This is a genomic window from Novosphingobium sp. SG707 (genome assembly GCF_012275515.1).
In the GTDB taxonomy this organism is placed as follows: domain Bacteria; phylum Pseudomonadota; class Alphaproteobacteria; order Sphingomonadales; family Sphingomonadaceae; genus Novosphingobium.
Genome location: NZ_JAAZQL010000004.1, coordinates 544,795 through 565,942, shown reverse-complemented (window position 1 = coordinate 565,942; position 21,148 = coordinate 544,795). Strand labels below are relative to the sequence as shown.

Here is a 21,148-nt window from a genome sequence, read left to right as displayed (position 1 = left end):
TGGAAGTAGCCGACCGGCAACAGATCGGCCTCACGCGCGGCCAGCCAGGTACGCGCGGCAGCGCCCTGGCACTTGGGACAGTGCCGGTTGCGGCAGGAGTTGTAGGCGATCCGCCAGTGCCCGCAGTCGTCGCAGGCCTCGACGTGGCCGCCCAGCGCGGCGGTGCGGCAATTCTCAATCGCCGTCATGACCTTGAGTTGGCCGAGGTTGAGATGCCCGGCATGGGCCGCCCGATAGGCAGGCCCGGCGCTACGGAAGATATCGGCGACCTCGAGCGAGGCGCACACCGGCTCAGCCGGGAGGAGCCACCTGAGGCTCGAGCAGCGTCGTCAACTTGTCCAGCGGACTGATGACCGCGCGCACGGTTCGAGTTGCGACCGTAGTGTAGAAAGCGGTGGTCTCGAGGTTCGCATGCCCGAGCAGCGCCTGGATGATTCGAATATCGACGCCGTCTTCCAACAGATGCGTGGCGAAGCTGTGTCGCAGAGTGTGTGGGCCGACGCGCTTTTTGATACCCGCAGACTCGGCAGCATCGACAGCGATGCGATGGAGCTGTCGAGTGCTAAGCGGCTTAAGATAGTGCATGCCCGGGAACAGCCAGCCATCGGCGTGCATGACGCCCTGTTTGCGGCCAACCGTCCACCACTCGCGCAAAAGGGCAAGAAGGTCAGCGGGCAGGAGCGCATTGCGATAGCGCCCGCCTTTACCGCGCTCCACTCGCAGGAGCATGCGCTTGCTGTCGACATCGCGGACCTTCAGCATCGTCACTTCGGCGGCGCGCAAGCCAGCGCCATACGCAACGGACAGTGCAGCCTTGTGCTTCAGGCAGTTGGTCGCGCCGAGGAGAAGCACGACCTCTTCGCGGCTGAGGACAACGGGCAATGCGCGAGGGTTCTTAACCGTATAAAGCTTGCGGGACAGATCGGGACGATCAATGGTGTGCGTGAAAAAGAAACGCAGCGCAGAAACGATGCTGTTCATGGTCGGGATCCCTATGCCCGCCTCGCGCTGTTCCACCTGAAATTGCCGCAGCTCTTCTACGGTCGCAGTATCGGGAGGGCGTCCAAGATAGGTGGCAAAACGGGCGACATGGCGCACATAGTCGAACTGGGTCTTCCGCGTGAACCGGCGCATGTTCATGTCTTCGATCATGCGCTGACGCAGGGAAGTGACGGGGGCATCAGACAGAACATTGGTCATGGTACGACTCCTTGATTGAAAGGAGCCGCAATCGTCTGCCTACTTGGCCCACACCTCAACTTAGGCTCAGACCGCCGATTACTGGCCAGACCTCAAGGCAAGCACCACTCCCGCGCCAGCGGGTTCGTACTAGTCCCAGCCCTCGTCATTCACGTGCCGCGCGGCAACGGTGAACGAATGACTGGTTCCGACACCTTGGCTCGGGTTGCCGAATGGCATTAATGAAGGCGGGAGAGGGCATCAGCTCAGGGCGGTAGATACGAACAAATTGCAATCGCTAATGTTGGTGCTTACCCGCCGATTGATGGCGGCCGGTAAGTGACGAAGGATATCTCATTGCCGTCTGGATCGCGGATATGGAAATCTGTGCCGCCCCATGGCTGATCGACGAGTTCGCGAGCAATGTTGACGCCTCGCTTTTCAAATTCCGCATGGAGCGCATGGACGTCTGAAACCTCGACGCTCGCCAGAATCAGGGAATCCTCCCTGGTCGCCAGTTCGGTAAAATTGGGTGCGGCCACATAGCGCAAGTGCAGGCGGGCGCCATCGCGGGAAACTGATCCGTAAAAGGGCGGTGCGCCATGCAGAAAATCGATCGCAAACCCCAACTGATCGGCGAAGAATTGGGCCGTGCGGCGCACGTCAGTGACAAAAAGGATGGGAATGATGCCGCGTATGTGCGGTGCGCGGATCTGCCGGTCTCGATCCTTCAGGCTGTCCTTGCCGATGCCAATCAAGGCGGCAAGCATCCGGCGCAGGGCTGACAGACCCTTATGGCCCACCTTTTCGACAAGGGCCTGATCGACGTCTTCGCGCGCTTTGGTTTGCACGCCGGCCGCATCGCGGCCCCGCTCCGTCAGGGACACGCTCAACCGTCGCCTATCCTGCGGGTCGATCCTGCGTTCCAGATAGCCACGGACAACCAGCGTATCGACCAACTGCCCTGCGGCCTGTTTGGAAAGTCGCAAATCGTCGATGATTTGGGCCAGGGGGACGTCATCCTGCTCCTTCGCAAGGCCCCCGATAACATAGAGGCCGTTGCGGGGAAGGTCGTCATAGCCTGCCTGCTCCAAAGCGTGGCGCATGGCTGTGCCATAGGTGGCGCGTGCGTGCCGCATCAAGGCGGGGATCGAGATGGTCTCATACCATGCGCTATCTGGCATATCCGCCTCATAGTAAATAATCAGGATAGTCATATTATCATACTAAATTCCGCCGCTGCAAGCCCGAACCGGTTTCGGAAAAGTGGAGCTGAGTGATCCGACCGCGTGCCGAGGCCGCGCTAGATCAAAGTGTCGAGTGAATGACAGGCAGGTCTCAAGCCAAGCAGCACCCCGTCGGAATGTCCGAATTCGCGGCGGAGGTGGCACCGATCACCTATTCGTTTCGATTCTCACGGATATTTGATACCCTTCACCATTGCCATGGCGAAGGCAGTGTAATCGGGAGAGTTGATTTGCGCACTGTCGGCATGAAACAAGGCTTGGCGGTCCTGGCTCTGATGTGCAGCATGGCTTCTTCTGCGGCTATGGCCGATGTGACCGCAACCTTTGCTGACAAAGGCCGACTGCGCACCGTGATCGAAGCTGCCTCGGATGGTTCTGCGCGCATCCGGCAGGACAACGGCGGCACGATCGATCAGGGCTACACGCTCATTCGTGATAGCAAGGTCTATCAGGTTTCTCCGGGCCCCGGTGGACCAGTGGCGGTTTCGGCGGAGGCCGAGGCTTACAGCTATCGGCAAAGCGTGGCGCGCGGCGAGATCATTTTTACCGAGAGCCGCCATAAGCGAAGCAAGCAGCGGGCATTGATCGCCAAAGGGGCGGCTCATATCGCGGGCTATCACGGCACGCGGTATGAATTTGCCGATGGCAACGGGCCAAGTCTGGTGGTGACCGATGATCCTCGGTTCAAGCCGCTCGGCATGGCTCTGAATCGGTATCTCAGCCAAATTCTCACCGAAGGGCCGGAGTCCAACCTTGCCCAGTTTCGAGCTCTGGCCGCAACGCATGGCGTCCTTTCCCTTTTTGGGGAGCAGGATCTGACGCAGGTCACATTTACGCCTATCGACCCCAAACGCTTCGACCTTCCAGCCAAAGTGGTGGAACTGGCTGATGTGACATTACCGGACGCCGGGACAGCGGCCCCCAAGCGCAACGAACGCAAACCGGAGGTCATCAAGGGGGCATACCACAATGGGCTCCTCTACCTTCTTGACGAGAGCGGCGCGGTTGAAATCTGGCCCGAAGGCGAGGAGCGTGGCACGCCCTACAAGACGCCCGGCCCCGTCACCAGCTTTTGCTTTGCCGGTCAACAAATGTGGGCCGCGACCGTGGATCGCAAGGCGAAACAAACCTTGTTGTGGTCGCGCCCAGTGTCAACCGAGCAAGAGACCAATGCTGGCGCCTGGTCCAGGGCTGGCACCTTTCCTCAAAGTGATGAAAGCCCGGTCTTGGCGGTCGATTGCAGCGGGGTCGAACCGATTGTGGTGTTCAGCGATCATCTGACGATGCCGCTTTCCGGAAGAAACGTCGCCCTGAAGGGGGGCAAGCCGATCGGCCCGGGCTATGTGGTGTCGCAAGTGCAGGGCGGTGTGCTTTGGCTCGGGCTCAATGCCGGGGAATGGGGTGGCGGGCTGCGGCGCATCACCCTGGCAGATGGTCTGATGGGCGCACCGTCAGACATTGATCCAAAGACCTTGTGCGGTGGAGCACTCAATCCTGGCTGCCATCCGGTCACCGGACTGGCGCCTGACCCTTCGCATCCCGATTGCATATTGGCCGCAGTCGGGTTGGTCCACATGATGTCGCGTGGTGGTGTGGTCCGCATATGCGGCAAGGAAGTGTCGCTAGCATATGCCAAGCCCTACACGCTCAACCCGGACTGGCATTGGGATGGCAAGTTGAGTGACACCGAAACCAGCGTCGCGTTCCAGTCCATGGCTGCGGGCGCAAAGGGCGACAAGGCATTCGCGGTCGCCGAGGATGGGGTCTATACTTTCACTCAGGAGTTGAAGCCTGAATTCAAGGCGTTTTCAATATGGCGGACGGGCAACGTGGATTGGTCCCATCCATCTTACGTGCTCATCAGAACCCATATGAATCAGCGCCATTCGTTGAGCGGAGGCAGCTTCATTCTTGTGCCCCGATAAAAGTGGAATCGCCGTAAGAAGTGCGGTTCAGATGCCTGTTGATGGCCAGCATCTCCGGGTAATATATTGTTATCAATATATTTGTTTTGATAAAATCTTACCCGGAATGACGTGTTCTGACCCCCTATTGCACCAATTTGTACCATCGCTAGCAAATCTGGCGTTCGGTTTGGACCGAACCGCACTGGACCTCGTGCCGGTGTGACCGTGGTACACATTTGGCACAAAGGTCAGGTCATGGCGACGATTCAGAAGCGAAAGAAATCATGGCGGGCCATGGTCCGCCGCAAGGGAAAAACGGTAACGGCCACTTTCGATACCAAGGCCCAAGCGGAAGCTTGGGCGATCTCAACCGAAGCAAAGATACTCGAAGGCTTCGCCGTAGAGGCCATCGTTCGGGAGACCCTGCCGCCACCAGAAGGTATCCCGATGACGGAGGCCCTGAAACGCTATGCCGACGAAGTGTCCTCGACCAAGCGTGGCGCGCGGTGGGAGCAGATCAGGATCAAGGCCTTCATGCGCAACGACAACCTGTTCCAGCGCCCCATCGCCTCGATCACGGGGCCCGACATCGCCGAGTGGCGGAACAAGCGGCTTAGGAAAGTCGCCGCATCGTCCGTGAATCGGGAGCTTTGCCTGCTCTCCAGCGTGTTCACCTATGCCATGAAAGAATGGCACATGGGGATCACCTTCAATCCCTGTTCCTTGGTGACGAAACCGCGCAAGCCGCGCCCGCGAACGCAGCGTATTTCGCTGGAAGATCGCAAAAGCCCCATCGGTCACCTGAACTGGGACGGCAGGAAGGAACCGAAAACCCCATCTCAGTGGGTGGCGTTTGCCCTGTATCTCGCCCTGGAGACAGCCATGCGGAAGGGCGAGATCCTGTCGCTGCAATGGTCGAACATCGATTTCGAGGCCCGGCACGCCTACCTCGAACGAACGAAGAACGGTGAGGAGCGTTATGTTCCCTTGTCAAAAGCGGCAATGTCCCTGCTGCGCATCGTCAAGAATCGCGATCCCGATTTGCCGGTCGTGCCGGTCGCGACCGGCAATTTTGACAAGCTGTTCCGGCTGGCGAGGATCGCGACAGGCTTGAAGCATATTCGTTTTCACGACAGCAGACGGGAAGCAACGACGACGATGGCGCCGAAGCTCTCGAACGTCCTGGAACTGGCGGCAATCACCGGCCACAAATCCCTTTCGATGCTTCAAATCTATTACAAACCCAAAGCTGCCGATCTCGCCGCCAGACTGGATATGTAAGGGAGTGGGGAATCGAACAAGCAAGCCAAGCTCCACAGAATCGAGGCGAGTCGAGGCGGTGCCACAAGCCTGACACTGCTCGCACACGGATGCGGGAGATGGTGCCGTTTTTCTGGACAGGGTGATAAGCTGAGCCTGACCTGAGGAATGGACTGGAATGAAGACGACGAGAAAGCGCTACAGCGCGGAGTTCAAGGCCAAGGTTGCGATGGAGGCGATCCGGGGCGATCTGACGCTGGCGGAACTGGCCGCCAAGCACGGCGTGCATCACATTTGAGCGGCAGCGGATGATCCGGGGGATCATCTGACCCGCGAAAAGATCGGCGCGTGGAAGCGGCAGGCGCCGGATGGCATGGCCAGCCTGTTTGACGGTGGCGATCAGGCGGCCAAGGCTTCCAGCGAGGCGGAGATCGAGAAACTGCACGCCAAGATCGGGCAGTTGCTGGTGGAGCGCGATTTTTTGGCGCGAGCCTCCGGTCGATGAGCATGGATCGGAGGCGAAAGATGATCGAACCGGACAACTCGGACCTGTCGATCACGGCGCAATGCCGCCTGCTCTCGATCAGCCGCTCGGGCTATTATTATGCGCCGGTGCCGGAGAATAGCGCGATGCCGGCGCTGATGGCCGTGATCGACCAGGTGTTCATGGATTGTCCGTGGTATGGCGGCCGGCAGATGGCTCGCCACCTGCAGCGGATGGGCCATGCCGTTGGTCGCCGCCTACGGCGCCTGATGGCCAGGATGGGTCTGGCGGCGATATACCAGCGCCCGCGCACCAGCGATCCGCATCCGGAGCATCGGATCTATCCCTACTTGCTGCGCGATCTTGCGATCATCCGGCCCAATCAGGTCTGGTGCGCTGACGTGACGTACCTGCCGATGCGGCGCGGCTTCCTCTACCTGGTGGCGATTATGGACTGGGCGACGCGCAAAGTGCTGGCTTGGCGCATATCCAACACCATGGATGCCGGGTTCTGCGTCGAAGCGCTGCAGGACGCCATGACCCGCTACGGCAAGCCGGAGATCTTCAATACCGATCAGGGCAGCCAATTTACCAGCCACGCCTTCACCAGCGTGCTGCGCGGGGCCGAAGTGCGGATCAGCATGGATGGCCGGGGGCGCTGGATGGACAACGTCTTCATTGAACGCCTTTGGCGGTCGGTGAAGTACGAATGCGTCTATCTCCACGCCTTCGAGACCGGCAGCGAACTAAGGGCGGGCCTCGGGCGCTGGTTCACCTACTATAACCACCATCGGCCCCATTCAGCCCTTGCCGGCAGAACCCCGGCAGAGGCATATGGGCACATCGACGCATCAGATCATGGGGGGCATGCCTCCCATGATCTGATGGCCAAACTCGCGGCATGACGACATCGGCTTGAGCTTAACTTCGCCGCAAACCTGTCCAGAAAGGCGGGACCACCTCACTGCCATACCACGTGATGCTTCAGGCGTCGCCGAAACGCTTGAGTTTGGCGCGACAGCCCTCACTCGCGAATTGCCGCAGTTCGTGCGGGGTATGGTTCGGCCCTAGATAGGCGCTGACGATCAAATCGAGGACACGTTCGGCACGCTCGGTGGGGTCGATCAATTGCAAGCGTGGTTGCCTCTATGTAGTTCAGGTGAGCAAACGCACTTTGCAACGACGACAAAGGCAGACCGGTCATGCGACACCTCACCCGCAAGGAAACTGCGTCAGGCGCGACTACTCGGTAGGGGCATAGTCCATTGCTCACGTATACCCACTGCATATGTGGATGTACTCCCGCCTGATCGAGGCGCTGTCTAAGTGGATGGCGTGATGGTGGATAGGTCGTCGGGGAAGCGAAAGCCGTTGAACTGTTCCCGCAGGGCCACCTTTAGGATCTTGCCGGTGGCGGAATGTGGCATCGCGTCGACGAAGACCACCTCGTTTGGCATCCACCATTTCGCGATGCGTCCTGAGAGATAGGCCAGGATATCGGGCTTGGTGACGGCTGCACCGGGTTGGCGGACGACGATCAGCAGCGGGCGCTCATCCCATTTGCTGTGCGGCACGCCAATGACTGCCGCCTCGGCGACGCCGGGGCAGCCGACAGCGACGTTTTCCAGATCGATCGAGCTGATCCATTCGCCGCCGGATTTGATCACGTCTTTGGCGCGATCCGTGATCTGCATATAGCCGAACGGATCGATCATCGCGATATCGCCTGTATCGAACCACCCTTCGGCATCGATCGTGTCGGTATTGGCCCCGAAGTAGCGATCGATGATCCAGGGGCCGCGGATCAGCAGATGCCCCGATGTCCGGCCATCGCGGGGCACCGGTGCACCGTCACCGTTGAGCGTGACTTTCAGTTCGACCCCGAACGGCGCGCGCCCCTGCTTGGCCTTGTAGTCGAGCTGGGCCGGATAGGGCATCTTTTCAACCTCCGGACAAAGTGTGCCGAACGAGCCGAGCGGCGAGGTTTCCGTCATGCCCCACGCATGAATCACCGTCACCGCGAAGTCGCGTTCGAACCGCTCGATCATCGAGGCCGGCGCCGCCGATCCGCCAATGACCACGCGGTTGAGCTGACCAAGGCCGCCGCCCGTTGCATCGAGATGTCGCAGCATGCCAAGCCAGATGGTGGGGACGGCGGCGGTGACCGTCACGCCTTCATCGATCATCAGCGCCTGAAGCGAAGCGGCGTCATTGGCTGGCCCTGCCAGCACCAGTTTGGCGCCGGCCATCGCGCAGGCATAAGGCAGCGACCAGGCATTGGCGTGGAACATCGGTACCACTGGCATCACCACGCTGCGCGCGGCGATGGCAAAGCCATCCGGCATGCACACCGACCAGCTTTGCAGCACGTTCGAGCGGTGGCTGTAGAGCACGCCCTTGGGTGCGCCGGTCGTTCCCGAAGTGTAGCACAGGCCGACCGGATCATCCTCGCCCACCGCGACCCATGTGAAATCGCCGTCCACCGATGACAGAATGTCCTCGTAGCACAAAAGGGGCAGGCTGCTTTCAGGCATGTTTTGGGCATCAGTGAGCACTATGTAATGGTCGACTGAAAGATGCTCGGCGATTTTCTCAACAATCGGCAGGAAGGTCGAATCGAAGAACAGGACCCTGTCATGCGCGTGGTTGATGATGTAGGTTATTTGTTCATCGAACAGCCGGGGGTTGACCGTGTTCACGATGGCGCCCGCCCCGGCAATACCAAACCAGGTTTCAAGGTGACGGTGTGTGTTGGACGCCAGTGTCCCGATCCTGTCGCCCGGTGAAATACCCTTGCCGACAAGCCATTGCGCCAGCTGGCGTGATCGCGTTGCGACCGTTCGCCAGTTGCTGCGCACCAGAGGGCCTTCAGGGGTGCGGCTGACGATCTCGCGCGTGCCGTGGTTCTGCGCTGCATGGTCGATCAGCTTCGAGATCAGCAACGGCCAGTTTTGCATTGATCAAAGTCCTCTTGCCCATCTCATCAAAGCATGCAAAATTCCGGTTTCTGGAAAAAATGCCGCTAAAATTCTTTAGCAAGGCATATGATTGCATGCAATGATAATGTTTCGAGGATGCTTCACGTCGACTCCGGGGGACTTTACGTCGATGGGTCTGGCGTGCTTGCATCAAGGGAGTTAAGTCAGCGTCTGACGAACAGTCCGCTTGTTGTGACACCTCAGAGAGCATCCAGAGAGCATGCCCAAATCCAAAACAGTCCTTACCCGCGCGCAGACGACCACAGAAAGAGTCCGCCAGATGATCGTGTCGGGTGAATTGCAGCCGGGTGACCGGTTGCAGGCCCAGATGCTTGCGGATCGGCTGGGCGTTTCGCGCACGCCCGTCAATGATGCGTTGGCGGTTCTGCATAAGGAGGGGCTGCTCGATTATGGGGTCAATCGCGGCTATGGCGTTCGCCGTTTCGATCTGTGCACCTTGCTCGATGCCTTCGACGTGCGGTTGACACTGGAGGGCCTGGCTTGTCGCCTGATCGCCGAGCGCGGGGTGCGCGCCGAGACGGTGGCCCAGTTGCGAAGCAATCTTGGCCGGTCCGAGGATTTGCTGTTCGCCCCGAACTGGTCGAGCGAAAAGCATGCAAGGTGGCGCCAACTCAATCTCGAGTTTCACGACCTTTTGCTCGAAGAAGCCAACAACAGCTATCTCACGTCCGGGGTTGCCAGCGCGCGCTCGCTGCCGCCTATTCTCGACCGGACCCACGGGAGCGACGCCACCGATGAAATCTGGCCACTGCTCGAACTCAAATTCAGTCAGGACGCCTGGCGCGACCACGTACGCATTGTCGAAGCGATTGAGCTAGGGCAGGGATCACGCGCTGAGAACATGATGAAGGAGCATGTGTTCTCCAGCCGCGAAAAGGCGCGCCGGATCATTCAACAACTGCTGCCTTCAGGTTGAGCCGACTGCGTCCGCATATCGCCACTGCCTCCCCCCCCCCCTGCCTTCCGCCCGGACCGTATCCCTTGGGATAGCGGGCCGGGGCAGGGGCCGGGACAATGGGGAGCACTGCCAACTCCAAACAAACGCTTACAGGTCGAATGTGCAGCCGACTGGGGCGGCCAACGCATCGATCAGGGGCGTCAGGCTCGGCAAGGTCTCGAGTGCCAGCACCATCTGGCGGATACTGTCACGGCGGTCGTGGCTAATGATGCCGTCGGTCAAGGCGTTGTACTTGTCGATCACCCCTGACCGTTGAAGCGGCTCACCCACCGTTTTTGGGGTTGCGATACGCACGACCTCCTCGCTGCCATCGGCAAAGCGGACCGTCATCACGCTGTTGAGGCGCGCAGCAAAGTCGGTGTCGAAGGCGGGCTCGTGATAGGCGCGAATGCGCGGCATCAGGGCCCAGATGTCAGCCGAATCGATGCGCGCGGGCGAGAATTGCCGCGCCATCGCCGCACCATCGAGGATGGCCGCCGCGACCGCATAGCCCACATGCATCTGCGCGCCGATCGGGGTCAGCGGGCGCTCGGCCTCCCACCAGCCGTGATGGAAGGAGGCGTGCGACATGCCGATGCTCACGCTTTGGATCTCTTCGGGACGGAAGGGGCGTCGGGCTCTCAGTTCAAACACTGCGTCCAGCGGGCCATGCAAGGCCCCCATAGCGGCATAGCGCTTGATGGAGATATGCGACGTTTCCCATTGCATGCCGAGCCCCTCGGTAATCTTGGTGGCGTCAGGATTGTGACCTTCGCCGAACATGGCAAGGAACCCGCCGTAGTCGCGCTCATAGACGCGCTTGATGCCGGTATAACCGGCAGACGCGAGCATTGCGGCCGAATAGCCCGCGCGGGCCGAAAAGCCATGGTGCATCCGCTTCGACATCGCCTCGAACTGGGCTGCCATCAACCCTGCGGACTGGGTTCCGGCAAGGCCGATGGCATCCTCCATCGCATCAGGCGCGAGTCCAAGCAGCCGGCCAGCCGTGGCTGCGGCGGCATGCGTGCCAAACACCGCGCCTGAATGCCATCCGCGCGAAAGCATCTGCAGACCATGCAGCGCCATGCCGACGCGCGGCCCCGTCTCGAACCCGGCGATGGCGGCGACCAATGCATCGGCGCCCGACACCGGCTGGCCAGCCGCGACCGCCAGGATCGCGGGGATCACCAGCGAGGCACTGTGCAGGGGACCACGATAGTGGACGTCATCGAGTTCGAAACCCTGGATAAAGGTGCCATTGAGCAGCGCCGCTGCCGGTCGGCCGATGGTGCGCCCCCAGCCGATGACGATGCCGTCGCCAGCACCCTCGAAGCCGAATACGGCCTGGGTTGCCACCCGTGACCAGGGCAGTTGTGCCCCGACCAGCGCGCAGGCGATACCGTCGAGCAGCAAGTCCTTCGCACGTTCGATGACCGGCTCCGGCACGTCCGCCAGTTGTAGACCCGCCAGCCAAAGGCAGAGTTTCCCGGTGGGCCCTTCGGGGTCGGTTGGCAGCTGTAGGGCTTGGGGCGGCGGCGTTGTCATCGTCGGGCATCCTTTTGTTGCATGATGGCCAGGCGTCCTCGCGCTTTGTGACCAGCGCATGGCGGTCGCGGTGCATGGTGCGCCAGATTCGATTCTGTTGCCGGACCGATAGCCGCAGGGCTTGGTGCGTGCAAGAGGATGGAGGTAATATTACATGCAATATGCCGAATTTTTGCCAATCATACGGAGAAAAAAGATATGATTGCACGCAAACGTTGGTTCGGTTAGGCTGCGTCGCGTTGCTGAATCAAAGCTGATCCGCAACGACCATCCATTCAGGCAGGATATTCCGGGAGAGACCTCAATATGAGCCAGCCAGCCGCACACCAGGATTCCGCGCCGCCTTATGTCGCCTCCCGCTACGCGGTGCTGGGCGCGCTGTGGTTCTTTCAACTGGTCAATTACCTTGATCGAACCGCGATGGCCTTTGCCGGCCCTGCGGTCATGAAGGCTCTGGCCATCGGCCCTGAGCAGTTCGGGATCATCCTTTCATCGTTTGCCATCGGTTATGTTATTGCCCAATTGCCGGGCGGAGTTCTTTCCGACCGCTGGGGCGCGCGCGCCGTCCTGATGACCGCGCCGCTGTTCTGGGCCTTGTTTACCGGTCTGCTCGGGGCGGCTTCGACCGTGCTTGGCTTTGTCATTGTGAGGGTGTGTTTCGGCGCGGCGGAAGGCGTTTCGAACGGTGCCTGCTTCAAGGTGATTGGCGACCTGTTTCACGCCAATGATCGGGCGCGTGCTTCGGCCTTGTGGTTCACAAGCTATGCGATCGGGCCGGCGGTCGCGGGGCCGATCATCGGTCTGTGCCTGGCGACGGCGGGCTGGCGTGCGACTTTTGTCCTGTTGGCGGTGCCCGCATTGCTGGCGGCTGCGATCAACGCCCGCATCATGCCCCGCCATCAACCCCGTATTGAGGATACCAGCCCAGAGCCCGGTTCGGCCAAGGAGCGGACGCCGCTCGTGGCGATCCTGCGGATGCCGAGCCTCTGGGTGCTGGCGGTCACCTTTTTTGCCTACAACTTTGGCTATTGGGGCTTTCTCGGCTGGATGCCGACCTATCTGGCCTCCGCGCATCACCTCAACCTCAAGGCAATGGGTCTCCTCGGCGGGCTGCCGTATGTCTGCGGGGTCGCAGGCCTGTTGATCATGGGTTGGCTTGGCGGAGGCGTATGGGCGCGGCGCAAGGCGCATGTGGTCGCGGTATGCTTTGTTCTGGCGGCTGCGGCCCTGTTCATTGCCTTTGCCGCCAACACGCTGGTGATGACGATGCTGGGCCTGTCAGGGGCGGGCTTCTTCATCTACGGCGGGCTGTCGCTGATGAGCACCGTCATGCTTGAAGTCGCGCCGCCGCATGCGCGGGCGACCTTTATGAGTGCCATCAGCACGGCGGGCCATCTGGGTAGCATCATCGCGCCCGCCGCGATCGGCTATCTGGTGGGGTCAAGCGGTAGCTTTGCCGGCGGTTTCGCCTTGATGATCGCAGGGCTGTTTGTTTCCGGTGTGTGCATGCTGGTGATGGCCAGCAGCACGCGGGATGCAGTTGGCCATCACCGCGAGCGGCAGCCGACGTGATTTAAGGGGGGGGGCACCGGCGCGGGCGACGCGGTGTAGACCCAGGGGCGCTCAGCGCGATCATGGGCGCGAAACGCCTCAATGGCGTTCAGCCGTGTCAGTGTGAGGCCGATCGCGTCGAGGCCGTGAAGCAGCATTTGTCGTGGCCCCTCGGCCATGGCGAAGGTGCAGGAGAAGCCGTCCGAGGCCGTGATCGCCTGGCGCTCCAGATCAAGCGTCAACCGCAGGCTGGCGTCAGCCTCGACGCGATGCCCCAGGTCCTCGACAACGGCGCGCTCGAGGACGACCGGGGCAATGCCGTTGCGGTGGCAATTCGACTCAAAGATCGAACCGAAGCTGGGTGCAACAATACAGCGTATCCCAAAATCACGCAGCGCCCACGGCGCGAATTCGCGTGAACTCCCGCAGCCGAAATTGTCCAGCGCGATCAGGAAAGCGCTGTGGCGCCGTTCCGGCTGGTTGAGCACGAAGTCGGGCCGTTCGGTGCCATCTGGAGCATAGCGCCACTCCGCGAACAGGAAGGGCGAGGCATCAACCACTTCCACGCCGAATTTGGATCGCGAGGGGAAGATCGCGTCTGTGTCGATATTGGCCCGCAGCATCGCGGCCGCAGGCCCTTCCAAATGAACCAGGGGTGTGTTTCTCATGATGCAACTCTCCGTGGATCAGCAAGTGTGCCTGTGATTGCGGCGGCGGCGGCTGTGGCAGGGCTCATCAAATGGGTCCGAATGCCGGGGCCCTGGCGATTTTCGAAGTTGCGGTTGGTGGTTGAGGCAACGCGCGCGCCGGGGGGGAAGGTCTCGCCACCGCCAAAGAAACAGAGCGAGCATCCCGACTCGCGCCATTCGAAGCCGGCTTCGGTGAAGACCGCATCAAGACCCTCGGCTTGTGCCTGAAGCTTTACGGTGGAGGAGCCGGGCACGACGATCGCCTTCTTGAGCGTCGGCGCGATCTTGCGGCCACGCAGCATTGCGGCGGCAGCGCGCAGGTCGCCGATCCGCGCATTCGTGCAAGAGCCGATAAACACCGCATCGACAGGAATATCACATAATGCTTGTCCGGGTGTCAGGCCCATGTAGCGCAGGGCGCCCTCGGCAGTCTGGCGGGATACCGGGTCGGCCAGAGCCTCGGGATAGGGAATATGACCATCGGCGTTGATGACGTGCTGCGGGCTGGTGCCCCACGTGATCTGCGGGGCAAGGCCGGAGACATCCAGCGTGATGTCCCGGTCAAAAATGGCATCGTCGTCGCTGCGCAATGTTCGCCAATGGGCAACGGCGTGATCCCACATCGCACCTCGCGGCGCAAAGGGGCGCCCGGCGAAATAGGCGAAGGTTGTCTCGTCGGGCGCGACAATCGCCGACCATGCGCCGAATTCCACGCCCATGTTGCAAAGCGTCATCCGGCCCTCGATGTCGAGCGCGGTGACGGCATCGCCGGCAAACTCCGCCATGTAGCCGACGCCCCCGTTGGCACCGATCTGCCCGATCAGGTGCAGTACAAGGTCCTTGGCGCTAATATGCGACGCCAACTGGCCGTTCATGATGATCCGCATGGTCTTGGGCCGCTTTAGCGCAAGCGTCTGGGTCACCAGTGCATGCTCCATCTCGCTGATGCCGATGCCCCATGCCAGCGCACCGATTCCGCCGACCGTTCCGGTGTGGCTGTCGGCGCAAACCAGCGACAGGCCGGGGAGCGCAATCCCCTGTTCGGGCATGGCGACATGGGCGATGCCCTGCCGCGCATCCCCCATGTCGAAGAGGCTTATGCCGCGCTTGCCGGTCTCCTCGCGAAAGGCGCGGATGAATTCCTGACCGCTGGGGATCAGCGTCCGATCCGTGCGGCCGATCGTGGTATCGACGACGTGATCAAGTGTGCCGAATACCAGATACGGATCGAGCACCTCCCGATGAGCGCGAGCCATCGCCCGGAGGGCCGGGGGGCCGGAGCGGTCATGCAGGATTATGCGATCAAGATAAAGTAGCTCGGCGCCATCGTCGAGGCGGGCGATGCGGTGCTGGTCCCACAGTTTGGCAAAGAGCGAGCGCGGCGTGGTCATGCGCGCAGGCCTTCGGTCACGGATTTAAGCGGTGCCAGAAAGCGTTCCTCGAGTGCGGTGACGTCAGGCGTGCCCATCAACTGGTGGATCGCGGTGAAAGGATGCATCCTCGATGCCACCGCCGCCACGCGTCCGCTCTCGCGTACTTCGTCGAGCACCTCGGCGATGGCCTGCCATGCGGCACCCAGCAAAAGGCCCGGCAGGCTGACCCGCGCGACGCCGATCGCCTTGAGCTCGGGAAGGTCGAGATCCTGCGACTTGCCGCCATGGACGATGTTGACGCCAACCGGGCCGCGAATGCCGCGCACCGCTTGCGCGATGAGGTCGAGCGTTGCCGCGCCTTCGACAAAGACCATCGTTGCGCCTGCCTCAAGATAGGCATTGCCACGGCGAATGACCTCGTCAATGCCGTGCGATGCCAGGGCATCGGTGCGGGCGTTGATGACGAAATCAGGGTCGCGACGCGCGGCGCAGGCGGCGCTGATCTTGGCCACCGCTTCCTCCAGCGAGACGACCTGCTTGCCATCGAGGTGGCCGCAGCGTTTCGGCATGACCTGATCTTCGAGGTTCATGCCCGCAGCGCCCGCTGCCTCGAACGCTTGAACGGCATAGAACACATTGACAGCATTGCCGAAACCGGTGTCGCCATCGGCCATGACCGGGATATCGACAGCGGACGCAATGAGCCGCGTCGCCGCGACCATGTCGCTCATGGCCAGCATCGAATAATCGGGCAGTCCGAGATAGGTGGCTGAAATGCCAAGGCCAGAGCACTGGATCGCCTCGAAACCTGCTTTCTCGATCAGTTTTGCCCCCATGGGCTCGTACGCGCCCGGCATTTCAAGCAGGCCGGGCTGCTCGATCAAATGCCTCAGGCGGGTGGTCTTGCGCATCATGCGGCTCGCTCCTGTTCAGGGTTTGGATACCTGAGGCTGTCCTCGCACAAAAGAAGATTACATGCAAGATTTCGGTAATTGCTGAGGGGTAGGACAAAAATGCCCGTGAATAAGCTGAAATTCCGACATTTCTTGACACCGTAATGCGCAAGAGAAAAATATTGCATGCAAAAATGAAATGACGTAAGAGTCGGAGCAGCGGACATGGCTGCGGTTGCGGCTCTCGCGCTGACTCTAGGGCGGCGATGACCGGGAAGGGGAGTACCGCGCAAGGTGGCGCGAGCTAACTGCTTATGAACGAGTCCGACCAGGCAACATGGCGGCGACGAGAGGATGATGTGATGATGGGGATTTTACGTGTTCAAAGGAGCCTCGGTGGTTCTGTGGCTGCCTGGGCATGCGCGCTTGGCATCGCTTCTGGGGTTGGGGTCTGCGAGGCATGGGCGCAGACGGATGCGCCGCCAGTCTCCCCCGCGCCGAGGGCGTCGGCTGCCCTCACCACGGAGCCTGCCGATGCAGGAACGGCTGGGGAAATCATCGTCACCGCCAACAAGCGTCGTGAAAGCCTGATGAATGTGGCGGCTTCGGTGACCGCGCTGTCTGGCACGCAGCTCGTCAGTAAAGGGATTTACGACGTACAGGATCTGGTCAAGGTCACGCCGGGGCTCAGCTACGTGGAAAGTGGGCGTTCGGTGCCGGTATTCTCGCTGCGTGGCGTTGGCTTCTTCGACACGTCGATCGCCGCCCGCCCCACGGTCAGCGTCTATGTTGACGAGGCGCCGCTGCCTTTTTCCATCGAGGCCAAGGGCAGCGCCTTTGATCTCGAACGTGTCGAAGTTTTGAAGGGGCCGCAGGGCACACTGTTTGGCCAGAATGCAACTGGTGGCGCGATCAACTATATCGCGGCCAAACCTACCGACAGCTTTCATGCTGGTTTCGTGGGTAGTTTTGGTCGTTTCAACACGGCGGATGTGCAGGGCTATGTCAGCGGCCCGCTGAGCTCGACGTTGGATGGGCGCATCGCGGTCCGCACGGTACAGAGCGGTGACTGGCAGCGCAGCTATACACGTAATGACAGCCAGGGCGCGCAACATTTCACGCAGGGCCGGGTGATGCTGGCCTGGCGGCCGACCGACAAGCTGAAGGTTGCGCTCAATGTCAATGGCTGGATCGACAAGTCCGAAACCCAGGCTCCCCAGTTTCAAGCCTTCATACCGGGTACGGCCCGTCTTGCCAGCGCGACTCCGTTGCTTGCCAGCTATCCCGTAGCGCCCGCCAACCCGCGCGCCGCCGACTGGGACCCCGGCAAGGCCTATCGGAGTGACAGCGGTTTTGTACAGGCCAACCTGCGCATGGATTATGCTGTATCACGCGCCCTGACGCTGACATCGATCACGTCTTATGCCTACGCCCGGATTCGCCAGATGGTCGATGCCGATGGGACCAACCTAACCAATATCGATTCAGAAATGCCGGGCGAACTCAAATCGATCTCGCAGGAACTGCGTGGTGCTGGCGATCTTGGGCCGGTCTCGTACATTCTTGGTGTCAATTATGCGAAGGATGATACGCATCAGCAGCAGGCCATCCAGATTCCCTATTCGACCACGGCGCTGTCCGTCAATGCGGCGACGCCACTCGACAACATCGAGGCCGACCTGCGGCAGCATTTCGATACCAAGGCGGCCTTTGTCAATGTCGACTTGCACGCCACCAATCGTCTCACCTTCCACGGTGGGATCCGCTATACACAGGCAAACCTCAATTATGATGGTTGTACCTTCGCGCTGGATGACAGCTCGGCCAGCGCATTCACCCAGCTTGCCAACAAGACCCGGGCCAGCCAGAATCTGCCGCCGCTGACATCGATCCCGGTGGGCCAGTGCGCCACGCTGAACCCGCAATATACCACCGATCGCTATTTCAATAACCTCGACCAGCACAACCTGTCATGGCGCGGCGGCGTGGACTTCAAGCCGACGCCCAATACGCTACTCTATGCAAATGTCAGCAAGGGTTACAAGGCGGGCAGTTCCTCCACGCCCACCGCGACGAACGATCTGCAATATTCGCCAGCATCGCAGGAATCGGTTCTGGCCTATGAGGCTGGCATCAAGACCACGCTGCTGGATCGGAAGCTGGAATTCACGGCGGCCGCTTTCTACTACGACTATCGCGACAAGCAGGTCCTTGGCAGGCAGGTGTTCCAGCCCAACGTCTTTGGCGCGCTGAACGCACTGACCAATGTGCCCAAGTCCGAGATCGACGGCGCCGAGGCGCAGATTTCCGTCTTTCCGATCCATGGCCTGACGCTGAGCGCGGCGGGCACCTATCTCCATTCCAAGGTTCTGGGCTCTTTCGTGAATGCCGATATCCTTGGCAATACCGTGGATTTCCAGGGGAATGCATTCCCTTACACGCCCACATGGCAAGTAGTGTTCGATGGCGAATACCGCTTCGCCGTCGGCGGCGGCAGGACGGCTATTCTGGGCGGCAATGCCAATTACCGTTCACAGACGACGTCGGGCTTCGGCGGGAATGGGCTGCTCGCTATCGACGCCTATTGGCTGCTCGACCTGCGTGCGGGCATGGAGTTTGGTGACGGACGCTATCGCGTTCAGGTTTATGGGAAAAATGTCACCAACCAGTATTACTGGACCAATGTTGCGCGCGCCGTCGACAATGTCCGCCGCTATGCTGGCATGCCGGCCACCTATGGCATCCAGTTCAGCGTGAAGTATTGATCGATGCACCTTGTATCCATGATCAACCTGTCTGGTTTGGAGGCGCGCCGATGACCCCCTCTGCCCGATTGCGGCAACGTCTCGCGCAGGGGGATCTGCTGATAGCGCCCGGCGCCTATGACAGCCTTAGCGCATGTCTGGTCGAGGGAGCGGGGTTCGAGGCCTGCTACATGACAGGAGCGGGCGCCTCGGCGGCGCATGGTTTTCCCGACTATGGCCTCCTCACGCTCACCGAAATGGCCGAGCACGCCGGACGGATGAGCCGGTCGGTCGCCATCCCGCTCATCTCGGACGCCGACACAGGGTATGGCAACGAACTCAATGTCACCCGCACCGTACGGGAGTTCGAGGCGCGCGGCATCGCCGCCATTCATATCGAGGACCAGGTGTCGCCCAAGCGGTGCGGGCATCTGGAGGGCAAGGACGTCATTGCGCGCGACGAATTCGTCAGCAAGATCCGCGCGGCGGTTGCTGCCCGGCGCAATCCCGATTTCGTGATCATTGCCCGCACCGACGCAAGAGCGGTTGCTGATTTCGAGGAAGCGGTGGCGCGTGCCAATGCTGCCTTGCGGGCGGGGGCGGACATGACCTTTGTCGAGGCAATCGAAAACCGCGATGAACTCGTGCAGGTGCCGCAGCGGGTTGCCGGGCCTTGCGTTCTGAACCTTGTACCGGGCGGTCGCACCCCGCTGCTCGATCAGTCCGAGGCTAGGCAGATGGGGTATCGGCTGGCGATCTATCCGGCGGTGGCGCTGCTTGCGGCAACCGGCGCAATCGAAGCGGCGCTGCATCACCTGCGCGATGGAGGGCCACCCGAAGCGCCGCCGCCCGGTCTGCTGGCCGGCTTCTACCGACGACTGGGTTCGGACAAATGGGATGCCATTCGCGCAATGGCTGGAGGAGAAGAGGATTGAAGATCATGGCCAAGACCTTGCTGGACAAGATCTGGGATGACCATGTCGTGGCGGATCTCGGCGATGGCTGGGATCTGATGCATGTTGATCGCCATCTGCTTCACGATCTTTCCGGGGCACTGGCTTTCGACGAGATGGCCGCGCGCGGCCTGCCGGTCGCCAGCCCGGAACTGTGTTTCGCGACGGTTGATCATGCCATCTCGACCATGCCAGGGCGAACCGCGCGGACGTTTGAGCGAGGTGCGCGGCTGTATGACCGGATGAAGGCCGGGGTGACCAAGGCGGGCATTCGCCTGTTCGATGCGGGCACGGGTGGTCAGGGCATTGTGCATGTGATGGCACCTGAACTCGGCCTTGTGCTACCCGGGATGGTGCTGATCTGCGCCGACAGCCATACCTGCACCAATGGCGGACTTGGCGCGCTGGCTTTCGGTGTCGGCACATTGGAGTGCGTGCATGCGCTGGCCACCCAGACGTTGCGGTTGCAGCGACCAGGCACGATGCGGGTCACGCTGGAGGGCCAATTGGCGCGCGGCGTGTCGCCCAAGGATGTGATCCTCCATGTGATCGCCCGGTTGGGCGTTGCCGCGGGCGTGGGCAAGGCGGTGGAGTTCGACGGGCCTGCCGTTGCAACGATGGAGATGGAAGGGCGGCTGACGATCTGCAACCTTGCGGTTGAACTTGGCGCACGCTCCGGTCTGATTGCGCCCGACGACGTGACGTTCGCCTATCTCGCGGGCCGCCCCTTCGCGCCGACTGGCGAGGCGTTCGACCGTGCGGTCGTACAATGGCGCGGGCTGGCTTCCGACGCTGATGCACATTTTGATCGGTCAGTTTCCATCGATGTCGGGCAGGTGCAACCCACCATCACCTGGGGTACCAGTCCCGAGCAGGCCATTGGCGTCAATGAACCTGTTCCTGACCCTGCCAGCGGCATCGATGCGCGCGCGCGCGCTGACATGTGCGCCGCACTCGATTACATGGGACTTGAACCGGGGCGCCCCTTGGCTGGCCGCAAGGTCGACCGCGTTTTCATTGGATCCTGCGCAAATTCACGCCTTTCGGATTTGCGTGAGGCGGCGGCGATTGTGCGCGGGCGCCGCAAGGCGACCAATGTTGCTGCCTGGGTCGTGCCCGGTTCGGTCGCGGTCAAATCTGCCGCTGAAGCCGAAGGGCTTGACCGCGTCTTCCGCGAAGCCGGCTTTGAATGGCGCGAGCCGGGGTGCAGCATGTGTGTGGCCGCCAACGGCGAGCTTGTGGCGCCGGGTGAGCGCTGTGTTTCGACCTCGAACCGCAACTTCGTGGGGCGTCAGGGGCCGGGGGCACGCACCCATCTTGCCAGCCCCGCGATGGCGGCGGCGGCGGCCATCGCGGGCGCCATTGCCGATGTAAGGACGATCTAGCC

16 protein-coding genes and 1 pseudogene are annotated in these 21,148 nt (G+C 61.3%); 8 read left to right on the top strand and 9 right to left on the bottom strand.

Going from position 1 to position 21,148, the window contains the following annotated elements; genetic code table 11:
* The 3 genes from FHW92_RS15175 to FHW92_RS15165 form a co-directional block, all read right to left on the bottom strand.
* A partial coding sequence (locus FHW92_RS15175; RefSeq protein ID WP_349237693.1) for a transposase zinc-binding domain-containing protein occupies positions 1 to 260 on the bottom strand: 260 nt, incomplete at its 3' end.
* Positions 261 to 291: 31 nt separating this feature from the next.
* Positions 292 to 1,200: a tyrosine-type recombinase/integrase gene (locus FHW92_RS15170; protein ID WP_168604064.1), complete on the bottom strand. Its 909-nt coding sequence runs from the start codon at positions 1,198 to 1,200 to the stop codon at positions 292 to 294.
* Positions 1,201 to 1,490: 290 nt separating this feature from the next.
* Positions 1,491 to 2,285, bottom strand: a complete 795-nt coding sequence (locus tag FHW92_RS15165) for a glyoxalase superfamily protein (RefSeq protein ID WP_168604063.1) — start codon at positions 2,283 to 2,285, stop codon at positions 1,491 to 1,493.
* A gap of 257 nt (positions 2,286 to 2,542) precedes the next feature.
* Here FHW92_RS15165 and FHW92_RS15160 point away from each other — a divergent pair, with 257 nt between their 5' ends.
* From FHW92_RS15160 to FHW92_RS15150, 3 genes and pseudogenes are all read left to right on the top strand, one after another.
* On the top strand, positions 2,543 to 4,351 hold the full coding sequence (locus FHW92_RS15160; protein WP_168604062.1) for a hypothetical protein: 1,809 nt from the start codon (positions 2,543 to 2,545) through the stop codon (positions 4,349 to 4,351).
* Positions 4,352 to 4,588: 237 nt separating this feature from the next.
* A complete protein-coding gene (locus FHW92_RS15155) occupies positions 4,589 to 5,614 on the top strand; it encodes a site-specific integrase (protein ID WP_168604061.1) in 1,026 nt (341 codons plus the stop codon).
* Between the two features lie 157 nt (positions 5,615 to 5,771).
* Positions 5,772 to 6,982: pseudogene (locus tag FHW92_RS15150) on the top strand (IS3 family transposase).
* 79 nt (positions 6,983 to 7,061) lie between these two features.
* Here FHW92_RS15150 and FHW92_RS15145 read toward each other — a convergent pair.
* Together FHW92_RS15145 and FHW92_RS15140 are read right to left on the bottom strand one after the other, a co-directional pair.
* Positions 7,062 to 7,211, bottom strand: coding sequence for a hypothetical protein (locus tag FHW92_RS15145; protein ID WP_210428516.1), 150 nt, complete (start codon positions 7,209 to 7,211; stop codon positions 7,062 to 7,064).
* A 188-nt stretch (positions 7,212 to 7,399) separates the two neighbouring features.
* Positions 7,400 to 9,034 carry a long-chain-fatty-acid--CoA ligase gene (locus FHW92_RS15140; protein WP_168604059.1) on the bottom strand — a complete coding sequence of 545 codons (1,635 nt, stop codon included), beginning with the start codon at positions 9,032 to 9,034 and terminating at the stop codon, positions 7,400 to 7,402.
* 241 nt (positions 9,035 to 9,275) lie between these two features.
* Between FHW92_RS15140 and FHW92_RS15135 the strand changes: the two genes are divergently transcribed.
* Positions 9,276 to 9,992, top strand: a complete 717-nt coding sequence (locus tag FHW92_RS15135; RefSeq protein WP_282599761.1) for a GntR family transcriptional regulator — start codon at positions 9,276 to 9,278, stop codon at positions 9,990 to 9,992.
* Between the two features lie 129 nt (positions 9,993 to 10,121).
* Here FHW92_RS15135 and FHW92_RS15130 read toward each other — a convergent pair whose 3' ends face one another.
* Positions 10,122 to 11,558, bottom strand: a complete 1,437-nt coding sequence (locus tag FHW92_RS15130; RefSeq protein WP_168604057.1) for an MmgE/PrpD family protein — start codon at positions 11,556 to 11,558, stop codon at positions 10,122 to 10,124.
* Positions 11,559 to 11,864: 306 nt separating this feature from the next.
* On the opposite strand from FHW92_RS15130, the gene FHW92_RS15125 reads away from it, so the two are divergent.
* Positions 11,865 to 13,130, top strand: a complete 1,266-nt coding sequence (locus FHW92_RS15125) for an MFS transporter (protein WP_168604056.1) — start codon at positions 11,865 to 11,867, stop codon at positions 13,128 to 13,130.
* Here the strand turns inward: FHW92_RS15125 and leuD are convergent.
* The 3 genes from leuD to FHW92_RS15110 are packed head-to-tail and all read right to left on the bottom strand — an operon-like array spanning position 13,106 to position 16,085.
* Entirely contained in the window at positions 13,106 to 13,777 is a 672-nt protein-coding gene (gene leuD, locus FHW92_RS15120; RefSeq protein ID WP_168604055.1) for a 3-isopropylmalate dehydratase small subunit, read from the bottom strand. The genes FHW92_RS15125 and leuD overlap by 25 nt on opposite strands.
* Positions 13,774 to 15,189: a 3-isopropylmalate dehydratase large subunit gene (gene leuC / locus FHW92_RS15115; protein WP_168604054.1), complete on the bottom strand. Its 1,416-nt coding sequence runs from the start codon at positions 15,187 to 15,189 to the stop codon at positions 13,774 to 13,776. Before leuC (FHW92_RS15115) ends, leuD begins: the two co-directional genes overlap by 4 nt.
* Entirely contained in the window at positions 15,186 to 16,085 is a 900-nt protein-coding gene (locus tag FHW92_RS15110) for an isocitrate lyase/PEP mutase family protein (protein WP_168604053.1), read from the bottom strand. The genes leuC (FHW92_RS15115) and FHW92_RS15110 overlap by 4 nt, the downstream gene beginning before the upstream one ends.
* 341 nt (positions 16,086 to 16,426) lie before the next feature.
* Here FHW92_RS15110 and FHW92_RS15105 point away from each other — a divergent pair, with 341 nt between their 5' ends.
* From FHW92_RS15105 to leuC (FHW92_RS15095), 3 genes are read left to right on the top strand one after another with little or no spacing between them, the layout of a single operon-like run.
* On the top strand, positions 16,427 to 18,829 hold the full coding sequence (locus FHW92_RS15105) for a TonB-dependent receptor (RefSeq protein ID WP_246870171.1): 2,403 nt from the start codon (positions 16,427 to 16,429) through the stop codon (positions 18,827 to 18,829).
* A gap of 50 nt (positions 18,830 to 18,879) precedes the next feature.
* Positions 18,880 to 19,743 (top strand): isocitrate lyase/PEP mutase family protein, encoded by an 864-nt coding sequence (locus FHW92_RS15100; protein ID WP_168604052.1) that lies wholly within the window; start codon positions 18,880 to 18,882, stop codon positions 19,741 to 19,743.
* Between the two features lie 5 nt (positions 19,744 to 19,748).
* Positions 19,749 to 21,146 carry a 3-isopropylmalate dehydratase large subunit gene (gene leuC / locus FHW92_RS15095; RefSeq protein ID WP_168604051.1) on the top strand — a complete coding sequence of 466 codons (1,398 nt, stop codon included), beginning with the start codon at positions 19,749 to 19,751 and terminating at the stop codon, positions 21,144 to 21,146.
* Positions 21,147 to 21,148: the final 2 nt, after the last annotated feature.

Coding starts and splice junctions, on each gene's coding strand:
- FHW92_RS15160 (WP_168604062.1), top strand. CDS start 2,543: ATGTCCGAATTCGCGGCGGAGGTGGCACCGATCACCTATTCGTTTCGA.
- leuD (WP_168604055.1), bottom strand. CDS start 13,777: ATGAGAAACACACCCCTGGTTCATTTGGAAGGGCCTGCGGCCGCGATG.
- FHW92_RS15165 (WP_168604063.1), bottom strand. CDS start 2,285: ATGCGCCACGCTTTGGAGCAGGCAGGCTATGACGACCTTCCCCGCAAC.
- FHW92_RS15140 (WP_168604059.1), bottom strand. CDS start 9,034: ATGCAAAACTGGCCGTTGCTGATCTCGAAGCTGATCGACCATGCAGCG.
- FHW92_RS15125 (WP_168604056.1), top strand. CDS start 11,865: ATGAGCCAGCCAGCCGCACACCAGGATTCCGCGCCGCCTTATGTCGCC.
- FHW92_RS15110 (WP_168604053.1), bottom strand. CDS start 16,085: ATGATGCGCAAGACCACCCGCCTGAGGCATTTGATCGAGCAGCCCGGC.
- FHW92_RS15130 (WP_168604057.1), bottom strand. CDS start 11,558: ATGACAACGCCGCCGCCCCAAGCCCTACAGCTGCCAACCGACCCCGAA.
- leuC (WP_168604051.1), top strand. CDS start 19,749: ATGGCCAAGACCTTGCTGGACAAGATCTGGGATGACCATGTCGTGGCG.
- leuC (WP_168604054.1), bottom strand. CDS start 15,189: ATGACCACGCCGCGCTCGCTCTTTGCCAAACTGTGGGACCAGCACCGC.
- FHW92_RS15105 (WP_246870171.1), top strand. CDS start 16,427: ATGATGGGGATTTTACGTGTTCAAAGGAGCCTCGGTGGTTCTGTGGCT.
- FHW92_RS15135 (WP_282599761.1), top strand. CDS start 9,276: ATGCCCAAATCCAAAACAGTCCTTACCCGCGCGCAGACGACCACAGAA.
- FHW92_RS15155 (WP_168604061.1), top strand. CDS start 4,589: ATGGCGACGATTCAGAAGCGAAAGAAATCATGGCGGGCCATGGTCCGC.
- FHW92_RS15170 (WP_168604064.1), bottom strand. CDS start 1,200: ATGACCAATGTTCTGTCTGATGCCCCCGTCACTTCCCTGCGTCAGCGC.
- FHW92_RS15100 (WP_168604052.1), top strand. CDS start 18,880: ATGACCCCCTCTGCCCGATTGCGGCAACGTCTCGCGCAGGGGGATCTG.